The organism is Pseudomonas sp. Van50 (assembly GCF_055390755.1).
Genome location: NZ_AP024343.1, coordinates 5,026,141 through 5,040,094, shown reverse-complemented (window position 1 = coordinate 5,040,094; position 13,954 = coordinate 5,026,141). Strand labels below are relative to the sequence as shown.

The 13,954-nt window shown below is 57.7% G+C and carries 11 protein-coding genes, 2 tRNA genes and 3 rRNA genes; 10 read left to right on the top strand and 6 right to left on the bottom strand.

Annotated elements, in window-relative coordinates; translation table 11 throughout:
* The first annotated feature begins 226 nt into the window (after window positions 1-226).
* From ACZ5M5_RS21250 to rrf, 5 genes are all read left to right on the top strand, one after another.
* A 16S ribosomal RNA gene (locus ACZ5M5_RS21250) occupies window positions 227-1,763 on the top strand.
* Between the two features lie 81 nt (window positions 1,764-1,844).
* Window positions 1,845-1,921: transfer RNA gene (locus tag ACZ5M5_RS21245), tRNA-Ile, on the top strand.
* 30 nt (window positions 1,922-1,951) lie between these two features.
* A tRNA-Ala gene (locus ACZ5M5_RS21240) sits at window positions 1,952-2,027 on the top strand.
* Window positions 2,028-2,272: 245 nt separating this feature from the next.
* Window positions 2,273-5,164 (top strand): 23S ribosomal RNA (locus ACZ5M5_RS21235).
* A 170-nt stretch (window positions 5,165-5,334) separates the two neighbouring features.
* A 5S ribosomal RNA gene (gene rrf / locus ACZ5M5_RS21230) occupies window positions 5,335-5,450 on the top strand.
* Together the 16S, 23S and 5S rRNA genes with 2 tRNA genes alongside form the textbook arrangement of a ribosomal RNA operon.
* Window positions 5,451-5,569: 119 nt before the next feature.
* Here rrf and ACZ5M5_RS21225 read toward each other — a convergent pair.
* Entirely contained in the window at window positions 5,570-5,971 is a 402-nt protein-coding gene (locus ACZ5M5_RS21225) for a lysozyme inhibitor LprI family protein (RefSeq protein ID WP_464737943.1), read from the bottom strand.
* A 155-nt stretch (window positions 5,972-6,126) separates the two neighbouring features.
* Between ACZ5M5_RS21225 and ACZ5M5_RS21220 the strand changes: the two genes are divergently transcribed.
* Window positions 6,127-6,585 (top strand): SRPBCC family protein, encoded by a 459-nt coding sequence (locus tag ACZ5M5_RS21220; RefSeq protein WP_060741375.1) that lies wholly within the window; start codon window positions 6,127-6,129, stop codon window positions 6,583-6,585.
* A gap of 464 nt (window positions 6,586-7,049) precedes the next feature.
* On the opposite strand, the gene ACZ5M5_RS21215 is transcribed toward ACZ5M5_RS21220, so the two are convergent.
* Entirely contained in the window at window positions 7,050-7,469 is a 420-nt protein-coding gene (locus tag ACZ5M5_RS21215; RefSeq protein ID WP_464737942.1) for a hypothetical protein, read from the bottom strand.
* A 176-nt stretch (window positions 7,470-7,645) separates the two neighbouring features.
* On the bottom strand, window positions 7,646-8,593 hold the full coding sequence (locus ACZ5M5_RS21210) for an AraC family transcriptional regulator (protein ID WP_464737941.1): 948 nt from the start codon (window positions 8,591-8,593) through the stop codon (window positions 7,646-7,648).
* Window positions 8,594-8,796: 203 nt separating this feature from the next.
* On the opposite strand from ACZ5M5_RS21210, the gene ACZ5M5_RS21205 reads away from it, so the two are divergent.
* Window positions 8,797-9,534 (top strand): SDR family oxidoreductase, encoded by a 738-nt coding sequence (locus ACZ5M5_RS21205; protein WP_060741378.1) that lies wholly within the window; start codon window positions 8,797-8,799, stop codon window positions 9,532-9,534.
* 26 nt (window positions 9,535-9,560) lie between these two features.
* On the top strand, window positions 9,561-9,818 hold the full coding sequence (locus tag ACZ5M5_RS21200; RefSeq protein ID WP_060741379.1) for an Atu4866 domain-containing protein: 258 nt from the start codon (window positions 9,561-9,563) through the stop codon (window positions 9,816-9,818).
* A gap of 72 nt (window positions 9,819-9,890) precedes the next feature.
* Here the strand turns inward: ACZ5M5_RS21200 and inhA are convergent, their stop codons facing one another.
* On the bottom strand, window positions 9,891-10,577 hold the full coding sequence (inhA, locus tag ACZ5M5_RS21195; RefSeq protein ID WP_464737940.1) for an isonitrile hydratase: 687 nt from the start codon (window positions 10,575-10,577) through the stop codon (window positions 9,891-9,893).
* A gap of 99 nt (window positions 10,578-10,676) precedes the next feature.
* On the opposite strand from inhA, the gene ACZ5M5_RS21190 reads away from it, so the two are divergent.
* Window positions 10,677-11,669, top strand: coding sequence for a GlxA family transcriptional regulator (locus tag ACZ5M5_RS21190; protein WP_464737939.1), 993 nt, complete (start codon window positions 10,677-10,679; stop codon window positions 11,667-11,669).
* On the opposite strand, the gene ACZ5M5_RS21185 is transcribed toward ACZ5M5_RS21190, so the two are convergent.
* Window positions 11,638-12,540 (bottom strand): alpha/beta fold hydrolase, encoded by a 903-nt coding sequence (locus ACZ5M5_RS21185; protein WP_464737938.1) that lies wholly within the window; start codon window positions 12,538-12,540, stop codon window positions 11,638-11,640. The genes ACZ5M5_RS21190 and ACZ5M5_RS21185 overlap by 32 nt on opposite strands.
* Window positions 12,541-12,568: 28 nt before the next feature.
* A complete protein-coding gene (locus ACZ5M5_RS21180) occupies window positions 12,569-12,946 on the bottom strand; it encodes a hypothetical protein (protein WP_060741383.1) in 378 nt (125 codons plus the stop codon).
* Between the two features lie 569 nt (window positions 12,947-13,515).
* Between ACZ5M5_RS21180 and ACZ5M5_RS21175 the strand changes: the two genes are divergently transcribed.
* A complete protein-coding gene (locus ACZ5M5_RS21175; protein ID WP_060741386.1) occupies window positions 13,516-13,872 on the top strand; it encodes a DUF6124 family protein in 357 nt (118 codons plus the stop codon).
* Window positions 13,873-13,954 lie beyond the last annotated feature (82 nt).

Here is a 13,954-nt window from a genome sequence, read left to right as displayed (position 1 = left end):
CGCTTGACAGATACACGGGGCGCTGTAGAATGCGCGCCTCGGTTGAGACGAAAGGCTCAGCCAACCGCTCTTTAACAACTGAATCAAGCAATTCGTGTGGGTGCTTGTGGAGTCAGACTGCTAGTCAACAGATTATCAGCATCACAAGTTACTCCGCGAGAAATCAAAGATGTAACCAATGATTGCTGAGCCAAGTTTAGGGTTTTCTCAAAACCCAAAGATGTTTGAACTGAAGAGTTTGATCATGGCTCAGATTGAACGCTGGCGGCAGGCCTAACACATGCAAGTCGAGCGGTAGAGAGGTGCTTGCACCTCTTGAGAGCGGCGGACGGGTGAGTAATGCCTAGGAATCTGCCTGGTAGTGGGGGATAACGCTCGGAAACGGACGCTAATACCGCATACGTCCTACGGGAGAAAGCAGGGGACCTTCGGGCCTTGCGCTATCAGATGAGCCTAGGTCGGATTAGCTAGTTGGTGAGGTAATGGCTCACCAAGGCGACGATCCGTAACTGGTCTGAGAGGATGATCAGTCACACTGGAACTGAGACACGGTCCAGACTCCTACGGGAGGCAGCAGTGGGGAATATTGGACAATGGGCGAAAGCCTGATCCAGCCATGCCGCGTGTGTGAAGAAGGTCTTCGGATTGTAAAGCACTTTAAGTTGGGAGGAAGGGCATTAACCTAATACGTTAGTGTTTTGACGTTACCGACAGAATAAGCACCGGCTAACTCTGTGCCAGCAGCCGCGGTAATACAGAGGGTGCAAGCGTTAATCGGAATTACTGGGCGTAAAGCGCGCGTAGGTGGTTCGTTAAGTTGGATGTGAAAGCCCCGGGCTCAACCTGGGAACTGCATTCAAAACTGTCGAGCTAGAGTATGGTAGAGGGTGGTGGAATTTCCTGTGTAGCGGTGAAATGCGTAGATATAGGAAGGAACACCAGTGGCGAAGGCGACCACCTGGACTGATACTGACACTGAGGTGCGAAAGCGTGGGGAGCAAACAGGATTAGATACCCTGGTAGTCCACGCCGTAAACGATGTCAACTAGCCGTTGGGAGCCTTGAGCTCTTAGTGGCGCAGCTAACGCATTAAGTTGACCGCCTGGGGAGTACGGCCGCAAGGTTAAAACTCAAATGAATTGACGGGGGCCCGCACAAGCGGTGGAGCATGTGGTTTAATTCGAAGCAACGCGAAGAACCTTACCAGGCCTTGACATCCAATGAACTTTCCAGAGATGGATTGGTGCCTTCGGGAGCATTGAGACAGGTGCTGCATGGCTGTCGTCAGCTCGTGTCGTGAGATGTTGGGTTAAGTCCCGTAACGAGCGCAACCCTTGTCCTTAGTTACCAGCACGTAATGGTGGGCACTCTAAGGAGACTGCCGGTGACAAACCGGAGGAAGGTGGGGATGACGTCAAGTCATCATGGCCCTTACGGCCTGGGCTACACACGTGCTACAATGGTCGGTACAGAGGGTTGCCAAGCCGCGAGGTGGAGCTAATCCCACAAAACCGATCGTAGTCCGGATCGCAGTCTGCAACTCGACTGCGTGAAGTCGGAATCGCTAGTAATCGCGAATCAGAATGTCGCGGTGAATACGTTCCCGGGCCTTGTACACACCGCCCGTCACACCATGGGAGTGGGTTGCACCAGAAGTAGCTAGTCTAACCTTCGGGGGGACGGTTACCACGGTGTGATTCATGACTGGGGTGAAGTCGTAACAAGGTAGCCGTAGGGGAACCTGCGGCTGGATCACCTCCTTAATCGACGACCGCAGCTGCTTCATGAGCTCCCACACGAATTGCTTGATTCATTGAAGAAGACGAAAGAAGCAGCCCGAAATTGGGTCTGTAGCTCAGTTGGTTAGAGCGCACCCCTGATAAGGGTGAGGTCGGCAGTTCGAATCTGCCCAGACCCACCAATTTTGTGTGGGAAACGCCTGTAGAAATACGGGGCCATAGCTCAGCTGGGAGAGCGCCTGCCTTGCACGCAGGAGGTCAGCGGTTCGATCCCGCTTGGCTCCACCACTACTGCTTCGATTGTATAAAGCTTAGAAATGAGCATTCCATCGGTTCGATGGTGAATGTTGATTTCTAGTCTTTGACTAGTTCGTTCTTTAAAAATTTGGGTATGTGATAGAAAGATAGACTGAACGTTACTTTCACTGGTAACGGATCAGGCTAAGGTAAAATTTGTGAGTTGCTCTTTGAGCAAGATCGAATTTTCGGCGAATGTCGTCTTCACAGTATAACCAGATTGCTTGGGGTTATATGGTCAAGTGAAGAAGCGCATACGGTGGATGCCTTGGCAGTCAGAGGCGATGAAAGACGTGGTAGCCTGCGAAAAGCTTCGGGGAGTCGGCAAACAGACTGTGATCCGGAGATGTCTGAATGGGGGAACCCAGCCATCATAAGATGGTTATCTTGTACTGAATACATAGGTGCAAGAGGCGAACCAGGGGAACTGAAACATCTAAGTACCCTGAGGAAAAGAAATCAACCGAGATTCCCTTAGTAGTGGCGAGCGAACGGGGACTAGCCCTTAAGCTTCTTTGATTTTAGCGGAACGCTCTGGAAAGTGCGGCCATAGTGGGTGATAGCCCTGTACGCGAAAGGATCTTAGAAGTGAAATCGAGTAGGACGGAGCACGAGAAACTTTGTCTGAATATGGGGGGACCATCCTCCAAGGCTAAATACTACTGACTGACCGATAGTGAACTAGTACCGTGAGGGAAAGGCGAAAAGAACCCCGGAGAGGGGAGTGAAATAGATCCTGAAACCGTATGCGTACAAGCAGTGGGAGCCCACTTTGTTGGGTGACTGCGTACCTTTTGTATAATGGGTCAGCGACTTATTTTCAGTGGCGAGCTTAACCGAATAGGGGAGGCGTAGCGAAAGCGAGTCTTAATAGGGCGTCTAGTCGCTGGGAATAGACCCGAAACCGGGCGATCTATCCATGGGCAGGTTGAAGGTTAGGTAACACTGACTGGAGGACCGAACCGACTACCGTTGAAAAGTTAGCGGATGACCTGTGGATCGGAGTGAAAGGCTAATCAAGCTCGGAGATAGCTGGTTCTCCTCGAAAGCTATTTAGGTAGCGCCTCATGTATCACTGTAGGGGGTAGAGCACTGTTTCGGCTAGGGGGTCATCCCGACTTACCAAACCGATGCAAACTCCGAATACCTACAAGTGCCGAGCATGGGAGACACACGGCGGGTGCTAACGTCCGTCGTGAAAAGGGAAACAACCCAGACCGTCAGCTAAGGTCCCAAAGTTATGGTTAAGTGGGAAACGATGTGGGAAGGCTTAGACAGCTAGGAGGTTGGCTTAGAAGCAGCCACCCTTTAAAGAAAGCGTAATAGCTCACTAGTCGAGTCGGCCTGCGCGGAAGATGTAACGGGGCTCAAACCATACACCGAAGCTACGGGTATCACGTAAGTGATGCGGTAGAGGAGCGTTCTGTAAGCCTGTGAAGGTGAGTTGAGAAGCTTGCTGGAGGTATCAGAAGTGCGAATGCTGACATGAGTAACGACAATGGGTGTGAAAAACACCCACGCCGAAAGACCAAGGTTTCCTGCGCAACGTTAATCGACGCAGGGTTAGTCGGTCCCTAAGGCGAGGCTGAAAAGCGTAGTCGATGGAAAACAGGTTAATATTCCTGTACTTCTGGTTATTGCGATGGAGGGACGGAGAAGGCTAGGCCAGCTTGGCGTTGGTTGTCCAAGTTTAAGGTGGTAGGCTGGAATCTTAGGTAAATCCGGGATTCTAAGGCCGAGAGCTGATGACGAGTTACCCTTTGGGTGACGAAGTGGTTGATGCCATGCTTCCAAGAAAAGCTTCTAAGCTTCAGGTAACCAGGAACCGTACCCCAAACCGACACAGGTGGTTGGGTAGAGAATACCAAGGCGCTTGAGAGAACTCGGGTGAAGGAACTAGGCAAAATGGCACCGTAACTTCGGGAGAAGGTGCGCCGGTGAGGGTGAAGCACTTGCTGCGTAAGCCCACGCCGGTCGAAGATACCAGGCCGCTGCGACTGTTTATTAAAAACACAGCACTCTGCAAACACGAAAGTGGACGTATAGGGTGTGACGCCTGCCCGGTGCCGGAAGGTTAATTGATGGGGTTAGCTAACGCGAAGCTCTTGATCGAAGCCCCGGTAAACGGCGGCCGTAACTATAACGGTCCTAAGGTAGCGAAATTCCTTGTCGGGTAAGTTCCGACCTGCACGAATGGCGTAACGATGGCGGCGCTGTCTCCACCCGAGACTCAGTGAAATTGAAATCGCTGTGAAGATGCAGTGTATCCGCGGCTAGACGGAAAGACCCCGTGAACCTTTACTATAGCTTTGCACTGGACTTTGAATTTGCTTGTGTAGGATAGGTGGGAGGCTTTGAAGCGTGGACGCCAGTTCGCGTGGAGCCATCCTTGAAATACCACCCTGGCAACTTTGAGGTTCTAACTCAGGTCCGTTATCCGGATCGAGGACAGTGTATGGTGGGTAGTTTGACTGGGGCGGTCTCCTCCTAAAGAGTAACGGAGGAGTACGAAGGTGCGCTCAGACCGGTCGGAAATCGGTCGTAGAGTATAAAGGCAAAAGCGCGCTTGACTGCGAGACAGACACGTCGAGCAGGTACGAAAGTAGGTCTTAGTGATCCGGTGGTTCTGTATGGAAGGGCCATCGCTCAACGGATAAAAGGTACTCCGGGGATAACAGGCTGATACCGCCCAAGAGTTCATATCGACGGCGGTGTTTGGCACCTCGATGTCGGCTCATCACATCCTGGGGCTGAAGCCGGTCCCAAGGGTATGGCTGTTCGCCATTTAAAGTGGTACGCGAGCTGGGTTTAGAACGTCGTGAGACAGTTCGGTCCCTATCTGCCGTGGACGTTTGAGATTTGAGAGGGGCTGCTCCTAGTACGAGAGGACCGGAGTGGACGAACCTCTGGTGTTCCGGTTGTCACGCCAGTGGCATTGCCGGGTAGCTATGTTCGGAAAAGATAACCGCTGAAAGCATCTAAGCGGGAAACTTTCCTCAAGATGAGATCTCACTGGGACCTTGAGTCCCCTGAAGGGCCGTCGAAGACTACGACGTTGATAGGCAGGGTGTGTAAGCGCTGTGAGGCGTTGAGCTAACCTGTACTAATTGCCCGTGAGGCTTGACCATATAACACCCAAGCAATTTGTAAACTCCGAGCCCCAGGGCGAACGAGACCAGATTGCGGTGTGTGAAGACGAAACGAACCGAAAGTTCGCGACGCTCGATTGCAACACACAAACTATCGCATACCAATTCGCTGGAACGTGACCGCAAGGCACGCGCTGGCTACCGAATTTCTTGACGACCATAGAGCATTGGAACCACCTGATCCCATCCCGAACTCAGAAGTGAAACGATGCATCGCCGATGGTAGTGTGGGGTTTCCCCATGTGAGAGTAGGTCATCGTCAAGATTAAATTCCGAAACCCCTATCTGCTGACGCAGGTAGGGGTTTTGTTTTTTCCGAAATAAAAGCGTTGGGCCAAAAAAAAGGATGACCTGCAGAGGTCATCCTTTTTTGCATCCTGGCTGTCAAGCCTCGGGTACAGGGCAGCTCAAATCCCCTTCCTTGCACTTGAGATAGGTCTTGAACGCCTCGACCCGAGCCTTGGTCTGGGCGGTGATGCAATTGTCATAGACCAGCGGATAGACACTGCCGCCCTCAACCCCAGAGGTGGAGAATTCGCATTCGGCATCACGGAAGCCTATCCAGGCACGCTGAGCCTTGACCAGCATTTTCTTGGCTTCGGGATTGTCCTTCAGGCGTGCGGTGATCTGCTTGTACAAACTGTTCAGTTCATTGTCGGCGGCCTTGTTTTCTTTGGCTGCGCATTGGTTCATTTCGCCTTGAGTAGTGGCGTCAGCGCAGTCGTCGGCCTGGGCAATGGCGACAAAAAGCAGTGGCGTCAGGGCCAGGAGCAAGCGTAGGGACATGTTGGATCTCTCCTTGAGGGGGTGAAAGCGCCGAGGGAGTTTACATCGCGCCGTGCTGTTTTAAAGTTGGCGAGCGCTTAAACGACGGTCTGATACAACTTTCCGGTTGGCCTTGTGGTCTTACAAGCCTACTGTTGAAACACAGGAGGTGACTCATGCATTCATCCGACCGCATTGAAAGAAAGATCCTGCTCAAGGCCCCGCGTTCCCAGGTCTGGCGCGCCCTGGCCAATGCCGAAGCCTTTGGCCAATGGTTCGGTGTCGCCCTTGAGGGGAAACGGTTTGTGGCAGGCGAGCGTACCCAAGGGCAAATTACTTATCCAGGTTACGAACACCTTATCTGGGACGTAGCGGTGGAGCGGGTGGAGCCCGAGCGGGTCTTCTCGTTTCGCTGGCATCCTTACGCTGTCGAGCCGCAGGTAGATTATTCCCAGGAGTCCGAAACCCGAGTGCAATTCGAACTTGAAGACATGGATGGCGGTACCTTGCTCAAAGTCGTGGAGTCGGGTTTCAACAACATTCCCGAGGCACGCCGACTCAAGGCTTTTCGCATGGACAGCCGTGGCTGGGACGAGCAGATGGCCAATATTGAAGCGTTCCTGCACAGGCCTTGAGTTGGCCGGCTGGCAGAGCTAAGGGTTTTCGGAGGGGCAGGTATAGCGAATGTCTTACACGAGATGGTAGCTATGTCGTCTATTTCATTTTGGATCCGAGGCGTAATCTGGACTTATCCACTGAAGCACAGGAAGTGCTCAGGATCAGGGACGATCGACCATGCAAGGATTAGCTATCGACAGGGAGTCGTAATGGTCTTGGAAAAACCCGCTTCGGCGGGTTTTTTTTCGCCCGTTGAAAAGCCAGGAAAGAGTCCTATAGCGAAACGCTTACACGCCGTTGCTGCTTTCTCGTCTTTCTCCAAGTCACCGGTAGGCCTAATCTATGTTCATCCACTGAGTACAGGGAGTGCTTGGGGTCATGGATGATTGGACCAGGCATGGAATGCCGGACAGGGAGTCAAATTGGTCCTCAAAAAACCCGCCTAGGCGGGTTTTTTTTCGTCTATGGAAAAGTTGCCTGATCATGCCAGGCGCCGGGTCATGGTGCGGTCGGCACCATCAGCAGCCAAGGTCTGGCCCCCAGGCGTACGATCAGCACCATCGGCTGCGAGCGTCTGCCCTCCGGGGGTACGCTCGGCACCATCAGCAGCCAAGGTCTGGCCCCCAGGTGTACGGTCAGCACCATCGGCTGCGAGCGTCTGCCCTCCAGGCGTCCGCTCGGCACCATCAGCGGCCAAGGTCTGGCCCCCAGGCGTCCGATCGGCACCATCGGCCGCGAGTGTCTGCCCTCCAGGCGTCCGATCCGCGCCATCAGCGGCCACCGGCTGCTGGTAATCGCCAGCCCAGGTGAAGAAACGGTCTTGCTGCTGGCTCGGCAGGGCAAACGCACTGGCGCTCAGGGCGAAGGTGGTAACGGCGATCAAGGTGTTGAACGTTTTCATGGTAAAGACTCCGGTCATATCAGGTTGAGTGCCGGGTCGTTCAGATGTCGTGATCTGCTGAACCCGTTGCAGCCGGGACGGTTGTCTTGCTGCATGGGTTCAGATTAGGGGCGAGGCGGGGGCGGGCGTTAGACGGATACTGTCCTGGTTTTGCCTGATCCTGTTTGTGTGCAGGATCAGGCGCTCGTGGCTTGCAGGGCCTGGGCACGCAAACGAGCGATGTCTTTGCTCGGCGAGGCGCCAAATAGACGGCTGTATTCGCGGCTGAACTGCGAAGGGCTTTCATACCCCATCTTGTAGCCGATTGACGAAACGTCGCTGTTCTCCGCCAACAACAACCGTCGGGCTTCCTGCAGGCGCAACTGTTTCTGGTATTGCAGCGGGCTCATGGCGGTCACGGCTTTGAAGCGGTGATGCAGGGCCGAAGGGCTGAGATTGATCATTTGTGCCAGGCTGTCGATGCTCAACGGCTCGGCGTAATGGGTGTTGAGCCACTCGATGGCGCGGCTGATGCGATGGGTCTGTGTGTCGGGAATGGCAATTTCGTGCAAGCGCTGGCCTTGGGCGCCACGCAGCAGCCGGTAGAAAATCTCCTGTTGGGCCAACGGCGCGAGGGTGGCGATATCGTCCGGGCTGTCCAGCAGCCGCAGCAAGCGCAACACCGCGTCGAGTAATGGCGCATCGATGCGATCCAGGAACAACCCGCGTCCGGTTCTTTCGGCCGGCACGTCGATGGGGCTGGCGTCGGCGATCAGGCGGCAGATCTGTGCCGGATCGATGTCGAGGCGAATGCACAGGTAGGGGCGCTCGGGACTGGCTTCAATCACCTGGCCGGCCAACGGCAGGGTCACCGAGACGACAAGGTAATTGAGCGGGTCATACACGTAGCATTCGTCCGCCAGGTGCACTTCCTTGCGCCCCTCGACAATCACGCACAAACCAGGTTTGTGCACGACGTGCAGGGCTTCGGTCGGCTGGTCACTGCGGATCAGGTGCAACGCCTCGATGGCCGTGGGGTGGACGCCGAATTCCGGGGCGAAGCGCATCATCAGGCTCGCCAGTTCGGCGCGACGCTGATTGACGTTGTCGTCTGGCGCAATGTGGATGGACGTGGATACCGACATGCCGAGCAACCTCCCTGGCCAAAATGAATAGACCGCGCTAGTAAAACCGATTGCGCGGCTGTCGACCAGAGTCGGATCTATCGCTACAGGATTGTGCAAGTGCGCAGGAGGATCCGGCTAACCCTGGCCTCGGTCGGTTCCCTAATCTGGACCTGTCAAAACGCTCCCACCGGGAGCCAATACAGCCAGACGAGGGAACCATCATGTCCGATATTCAAAACAAAGTTGTGGTCATCACCGGCGCCAGCAGCGGGATTGGTGAAGCCGCGGCGCGGTTGCTTGCGGCTCGCGGTGCTCGTGTCGTGCTTGGCGCGCGGCGCATCGATCGTTTGCAAACACTGGTGCAGGAACTCGAAACCGCCGGCCAGCAGGCGGTCTGCAAGGCCGTGGACGTGACCCGTCGTGAGGATGTCCAGGACTTCGTCGACTTTGCTGTCGAGCGATTCGGTCGGGTCGACGTGATCATCAACAATGCCGGGGTCATGCCGCTCTCCAAGCTCGAGGCGCTGAAAGTCGAGGAGTGGGATCGCATGATCGACGTCAACATCCGCGGCGTGCTCCACGGTATCGCCGCCGGCCTGCCGTTGATGCAGCGTCAACGCAGCGGCCAGTTCATCAACATCGCCTCCATCGGTGCCTACGCCGTCAGCCCGACGGCCGCCGTGTACTGCGCCACCAAGTACGCCGTGCGCGCGATTTCCGAAGGCTTGCGCCAGGAAGTCGGGGGCGATGTGCGGGTGACGGTGATTTCCCCCGGTGTGACCGAATCGGAACTGGCCGATAGCATTTCCGATGAAGGTGGACGTGCCGAAATGCGTGAGTTCCGCAGGATCGCCATTCCGGCCGAAGCCATCGCCCGGGCAATCGCCTACGCCATCGAACAACCAGCGGACGTAGACGTCAGCGAATTGATCGTGCGGCCAACCGCCAGTCCATTCTGACCGACTTGACCGACAGGAGATGTCCCATGAGAAAGGCATTTGGAGACCAGGATAAATTCGTCGGCCTATGGGTGACGGCTGATGGCGTGATTCGCCATCGGTTGCTGCCGGGCGGACGCTATGACGAAGCGCGAGGTGTACGTGAAAGCGCATATCAGGGCGACTACTGGCTACAGGATGACCATATCGAATACCACGACGACACCGGTTTCACCGCCGATGGGGATTTTCGCGAAGGCGTGCTCTACCACGCGGGGATGGTGTTGTATCGCCAGGAGGGATGATGAACCGATGACCTTTGCGGTGAGGGGACAACTCCCCCTCACCACGGATTTCATTTCCATCGGGACTGATCGTTACGCCTGTTCCAACCGCGCCGCAGCACGCTGGGTGATTTGCGAGCGCACCCGGAACGACTCGGCCGCACGCCGGTTCGCTTCTTCCAGCACGCGCGTCGGCGCGGTGTCCGGGCTGCCGGCGTTGAACGGAGGGGCAGGGGCGTATTCGAGTTGCAGTTGGACCAGTTCGGCGGTGTCCTGGTCGAACAGTTCGGCCGCCAGGGTCAAGGCGAAGTCGATCCCGGCCGTGATGCCGCCACCGGTGAGCAGGTTGCCGTCGCGGACCACGCGCTCCTTGATCGGCGTCGCGCCCAGGGTTTGCAGCAGGCTGTGATAGGCCCAGTGGGTGGTGGCGCGCTTGCCTTGCAACAGGCCCGCGGCACCGAGTACCAGCGCACCGGTACACACCGAGGTGATGTATTTCGCGTCGGCGGCTTGCCGCTTGATGAAGGCCAGTGTCTGTTCGTCTTCCATCAGGGGGCCGACGCCGGTCCCGCCAGGGACGCAGATCACGTCGAGCTTCGGGCAGTCCTCGAACGTGGTGGTGGGCAGCAACACCAGCCCGGTGCTGGCGGTGACCGGCGCCAGGTCCTTCCAGACCAAGTGGACCTTCACGTCCGGCAACGAGGCCAGCACGTCATAAGGGCCGGTCAGGTCCAACTGCTGGACTTGGGGAAATAACAGCAAACCGATCTGCAACGTCATGTCGCGTTCTCCTTTGGATGATGCCCGAGGGGTGGACGGTTTTACTTTAGATCCGTAGGCTCTGGCGTATACGCCAATAAGCCCACGAATCACGCCAATATGCCCAGCTCTCCGAAAATCGTTCATGTCCTGGCCTTCGCTAACGTGCAAGTGCTGGATGTCACCGGGCCCTTGCAGGTCTTCGCATCGGCCAACGACCTGGCCCGCCAGCAAGGCCTGCCGCTGCCGTACACGCCGACGGTCATCGCCGTGGGCGGCGGGGCGGTGATGTCCTCGGCGGGGTTGGCGCTGATGGCCGAGCCGCTGCCGAGCGAAGGCAGCGACACGCTGTTGATCGCCGGAGGCTGGGGTGTGTACGAAGCGGCGAAGGACCCGGCGCTGGTGGCCTGGGTCAAGGATCACGGCCTGCGTTCGCGCCGGGTGGCGTCGGTGTGCACCGGGGCGTTCCTGCTGGCCGCCAGCGGTTGGCTGGACGGACGGCGCGTGGTGACGCACTGGACCCGCTGCGAACAACTGGCCGAGCAACATCCGCAGTTGCGGGTCGAACCCAACCCGATTTTCATCAACGACGGTCCGGTCTGGACCTCGGCCGGGGTCACGGCCGGCATCGACCTGGCCCTGGCGCTGGTCGAGGAGGACCTGGGCCGTGCGGTGGCGCTGGAGGTCGCCCGGCACCTGGTGGTGTTCCTCAAGCGCCCCGGCGGTCAATCGCAGTTCAGCGTGACCTTGTCGCTACAAAAGCAGGGCAGTCGGTTTGATGACTTGCATGCCTGGATCGCCGAAAACCTCACCCGCGACCTGGGCCTGTCGAGCCTGGCCGCCGAGGTGGGTATGAGCGAACGCAGCTTTGTACGGCACTACCGCGCCGACACCGGCCAGACTCCGGCACGGGCCGTGGAGTTGATTCGTGTGGAAACCGCTCGCCGCCTGTTGGCCGACACGGCGGTGTCGATCAAGCGGGTGGCGGTGCAATGTGGCTTCGGCAGCGAAGAAACCCTGCGCCGCAGTTTCCTGCGGGCCATGGGCGTGACGCCCCAGGCCTATCGCGAGCGGTTCGCCGTCAGCCCTCAAGCAGATCCAGCAATGCCTTGAGCGTGGCCTCGGGGGCTTCCTGGGGAATATTGTGGCCAACACCGGGCAGCACTCGGCGCTCATAGAACCCCGTGAAATGCTCGACGTCTTCATCGTGTTCCGACGCGGGCCCCACGCCGTCATCGGCGCCGCACAGGGAAATGCTCGGCACGCTGATGGCCGGTTGTGCCGCCAGCCGTTCCTCCATCCACTCCAGCGTCAGGTCGCCCGGCGCGTACATGAAGCGATGACGGTAGGAGTGGATCACCACGTCGACGAAGTCAGGGTTATCGAACGACGCGGCGCTAAGGGGATACAGTTCGGCGCCCCGTGTCCAGGTCGGCGACCACAGGCGCCAGAGCAAGCCACACAGTTCACGCCGGTTCCGGGTCAGGCCCTCGACGCCCCGGGCTGTGTGGAAGTAATACTGGTACCACAGGCGATGTTCGGTTTCCGGGTCCAGCGGCTGGGTGGAACGTGGAATGTCCTGCAGGTTGTAGCCATCGCCGGTCACCAGGCAGCGCACGCGCTCGGGCCACAGGGCCGCGACGATACACGCCGCCCGACCGCCCCAGTCGTAGCCGCACAGCGCCGCTTGGGGGATGGAGAGTACGTGCATCAGGTCCAGCAGGTCCTGGGCCAACGCCGCTTGCTGGCCGGAACGCATGATGGCCGGGTTGTTGAAACGGGTCGGGCCGTAGCCGCGCAGGTAGGGCACGATGACCCGATAGCCACGCTGGGCCAGGGTCGGCGCGACTTCATCGAACGCCCTGGGGTCGTAAGGAAAACCGTGCAGCAGGATGATGGGGTCGCCGCTGGCGGGGCCGTGTTCTTCGTAGGCGATGCGCAGCAACGGCGTGACGGCGAAGTCGATCCTGGGCTCAAGGTTCATGTCGGCCTCCGGCAGTGTGCGGTTGCGTTCAGGCAGGTTCCTGGTTGACGTATTTGGCCCGGTCCGGGGTAAACGTCACGATCATGTTCGTGCTGGAACAGGTCAGGGTGCGCTCCTGGGTCAGGTCGATGTCCAGGTCTTCACCGCGCAGGCCCTGCCATTGGGCGAGGTACTTGAGGCAACCGAATTTTTCGTTTTTCTTCAGGCTGCGGCTGACGCCACCTTTCCAACCCAGCACCGGCAATTCACCGGCCAGGCAACGTTGCGCCAATTCGGGAAACTTCATCGCCCGGTCGCGGCCGATTTCCCAGCACTTGATCAGACCCCGGTCCTGGCCTTCCCAGAGGTTTTCGCGGGTCAGGCCTGTTCGGGGTGGGGTGGTGATGGGGCGTTTGATATGGGTCATGTCAGGTCCTTGAGTCGGGTTTTTATCGGGCAGCTCCGCTGCACCCGTGAGAGCATCGATCTTAGGAGGGGTTTGGGGGGCTGGCAACTTCTAACGGGACGGAGTGATAAATGGGGACTCGGAGACTGCAATGCTCTTGTGGCGAGGGAGCTTGCTCCCGCTGGGTTGCGAAGCGACCCCTCACCAGACGCCGATTCTTTGGAGGCTGGAAGATTTTGCGCCTGCTGCGCAGTCGAGCGGGAGCAAGCTCCCTCGCCACAGGTTATGCGTTCCTACAAAAAATGTGGTGTACCGGAATTTTCTGACGAGTCGCGTCGGTTGCCGGTTCGGAAGGGGCGGGGATAGGCTTTGCTCGTCGCTGCAAAATCAGCGACCGGGTTTGGTCGCCCGGGTTTAGAATGGCGCACGGTGCCGCGCGAGCGGCTGTCTGCTTTATGGCTGACTGTGCGTGGGAGGGCTTCGGGCCCTGCCGGGTTTCCATTCCCTGGTCGACCAACCTGCGTACAGTTCGCCACCTTCTGCTTGGTCGCGGAAATGGTGAACTCCACGTTCGAATGGAGATTCATGTCATGGTCAAGATCACCCCCAACCCTCCACGCGCCGAAGACCTTTCTGCCTACACCACCCTCGACACAAAAAAACTCCGCGAAGCCGCCGACCGGGCGCTGGACATTCACTTGTCTCCCACCCCAGCCAAACCCGATACCCAGGACGGTCAGGTGTTCACCGTGGTCCCCGGGCTAAACACCGAGTCGGTGTTGACCAGCCTCAGCGAAACCCTGGCCTCGGCCGATGCGCTGGTCAGTGACCTGGGGTTCGAGCTGGAGGGCTCCCGGCGACACGTAGCACTGGGGATTCAGCAGTTGATCGAGCTGGCCAGATTGCTGGCCAACCGTGCGTTGGATGACCTGGAGACGACCGGCTAACGGACACACCGTTCTTGTGGCGAGGGAGCTTGCTCCCGCTGGGTTGCGAAGCGACCCCAGGATTCTTGCGACTGCTGCGCAG

What these genes read in the sequence shown, in the direction of transcription:
- ACZ5M5_RS21225 (WP_464737943.1), bottom strand. Translation starts at nt 5,971, where the DNA reads ATGTCCCTACGCTTGCTCCTGGCCCTGACGCCACTGCTTTTTGTCGCC.
- ACZ5M5_RS21220 (WP_060741375.1), top strand. Translation starts at nt 6,127, where the DNA reads ATGCATTCATCCGACCGCATTGAAAGAAAGATCCTGCTCAAGGCCCCG.
- ACZ5M5_RS21215 (WP_464737942.1), bottom strand. Translation starts at nt 7,469, where the DNA reads ATGAAAACGTTCAACACCTTGATCGCCGTTACCACCTTCGCCCTGAGC.
- ACZ5M5_RS21210 (WP_464737941.1), bottom strand. Translation starts at nt 8,593, where the DNA reads ATGTCGGTATCCACGTCCATCCACATTGCGCCAGACGACAACGTCAAT.
- ACZ5M5_RS21205 (WP_060741378.1), top strand. Translation starts at nt 8,797, where the DNA reads ATGTCCGATATTCAAAACAAAGTTGTGGTCATCACCGGCGCCAGCAGC.
- ACZ5M5_RS21200 (WP_060741379.1), top strand. Translation starts at nt 9,561, where the DNA reads ATGAGAAAGGCATTTGGAGACCAGGATAAATTCGTCGGCCTATGGGTG.
- inhA (WP_464737940.1), bottom strand. Translation starts at nt 10,577, where the DNA reads ATGACGTTGCAGATCGGTTTGCTGTTATTTCCCCAAGTCCAGCAGTTG.
- ACZ5M5_RS21190 (WP_464737939.1), top strand. Translation starts at nt 10,677, where the DNA reads ATGCCCAGCTCTCCGAAAATCGTTCATGTCCTGGCCTTCGCTAACGTG.
- ACZ5M5_RS21185 (WP_464737938.1), bottom strand. Translation starts at nt 12,540, where the DNA reads ATGAACCTTGAGCCCAGGATCGACTTCGCCGTCACGCCGTTGCTGCGC.
- ACZ5M5_RS21180 (WP_060741383.1), bottom strand. Translation starts at nt 12,946, where the DNA reads ATGACCCATATCAAACGCCCCATCACCACCCCACCCCGAACAGGCCTG.
- ACZ5M5_RS21175 (WP_060741386.1), top strand. Translation starts at nt 13,516, where the DNA reads ATGGTCAAGATCACCCCCAACCCTCCACGCGCCGAAGACCTTTCTGCC.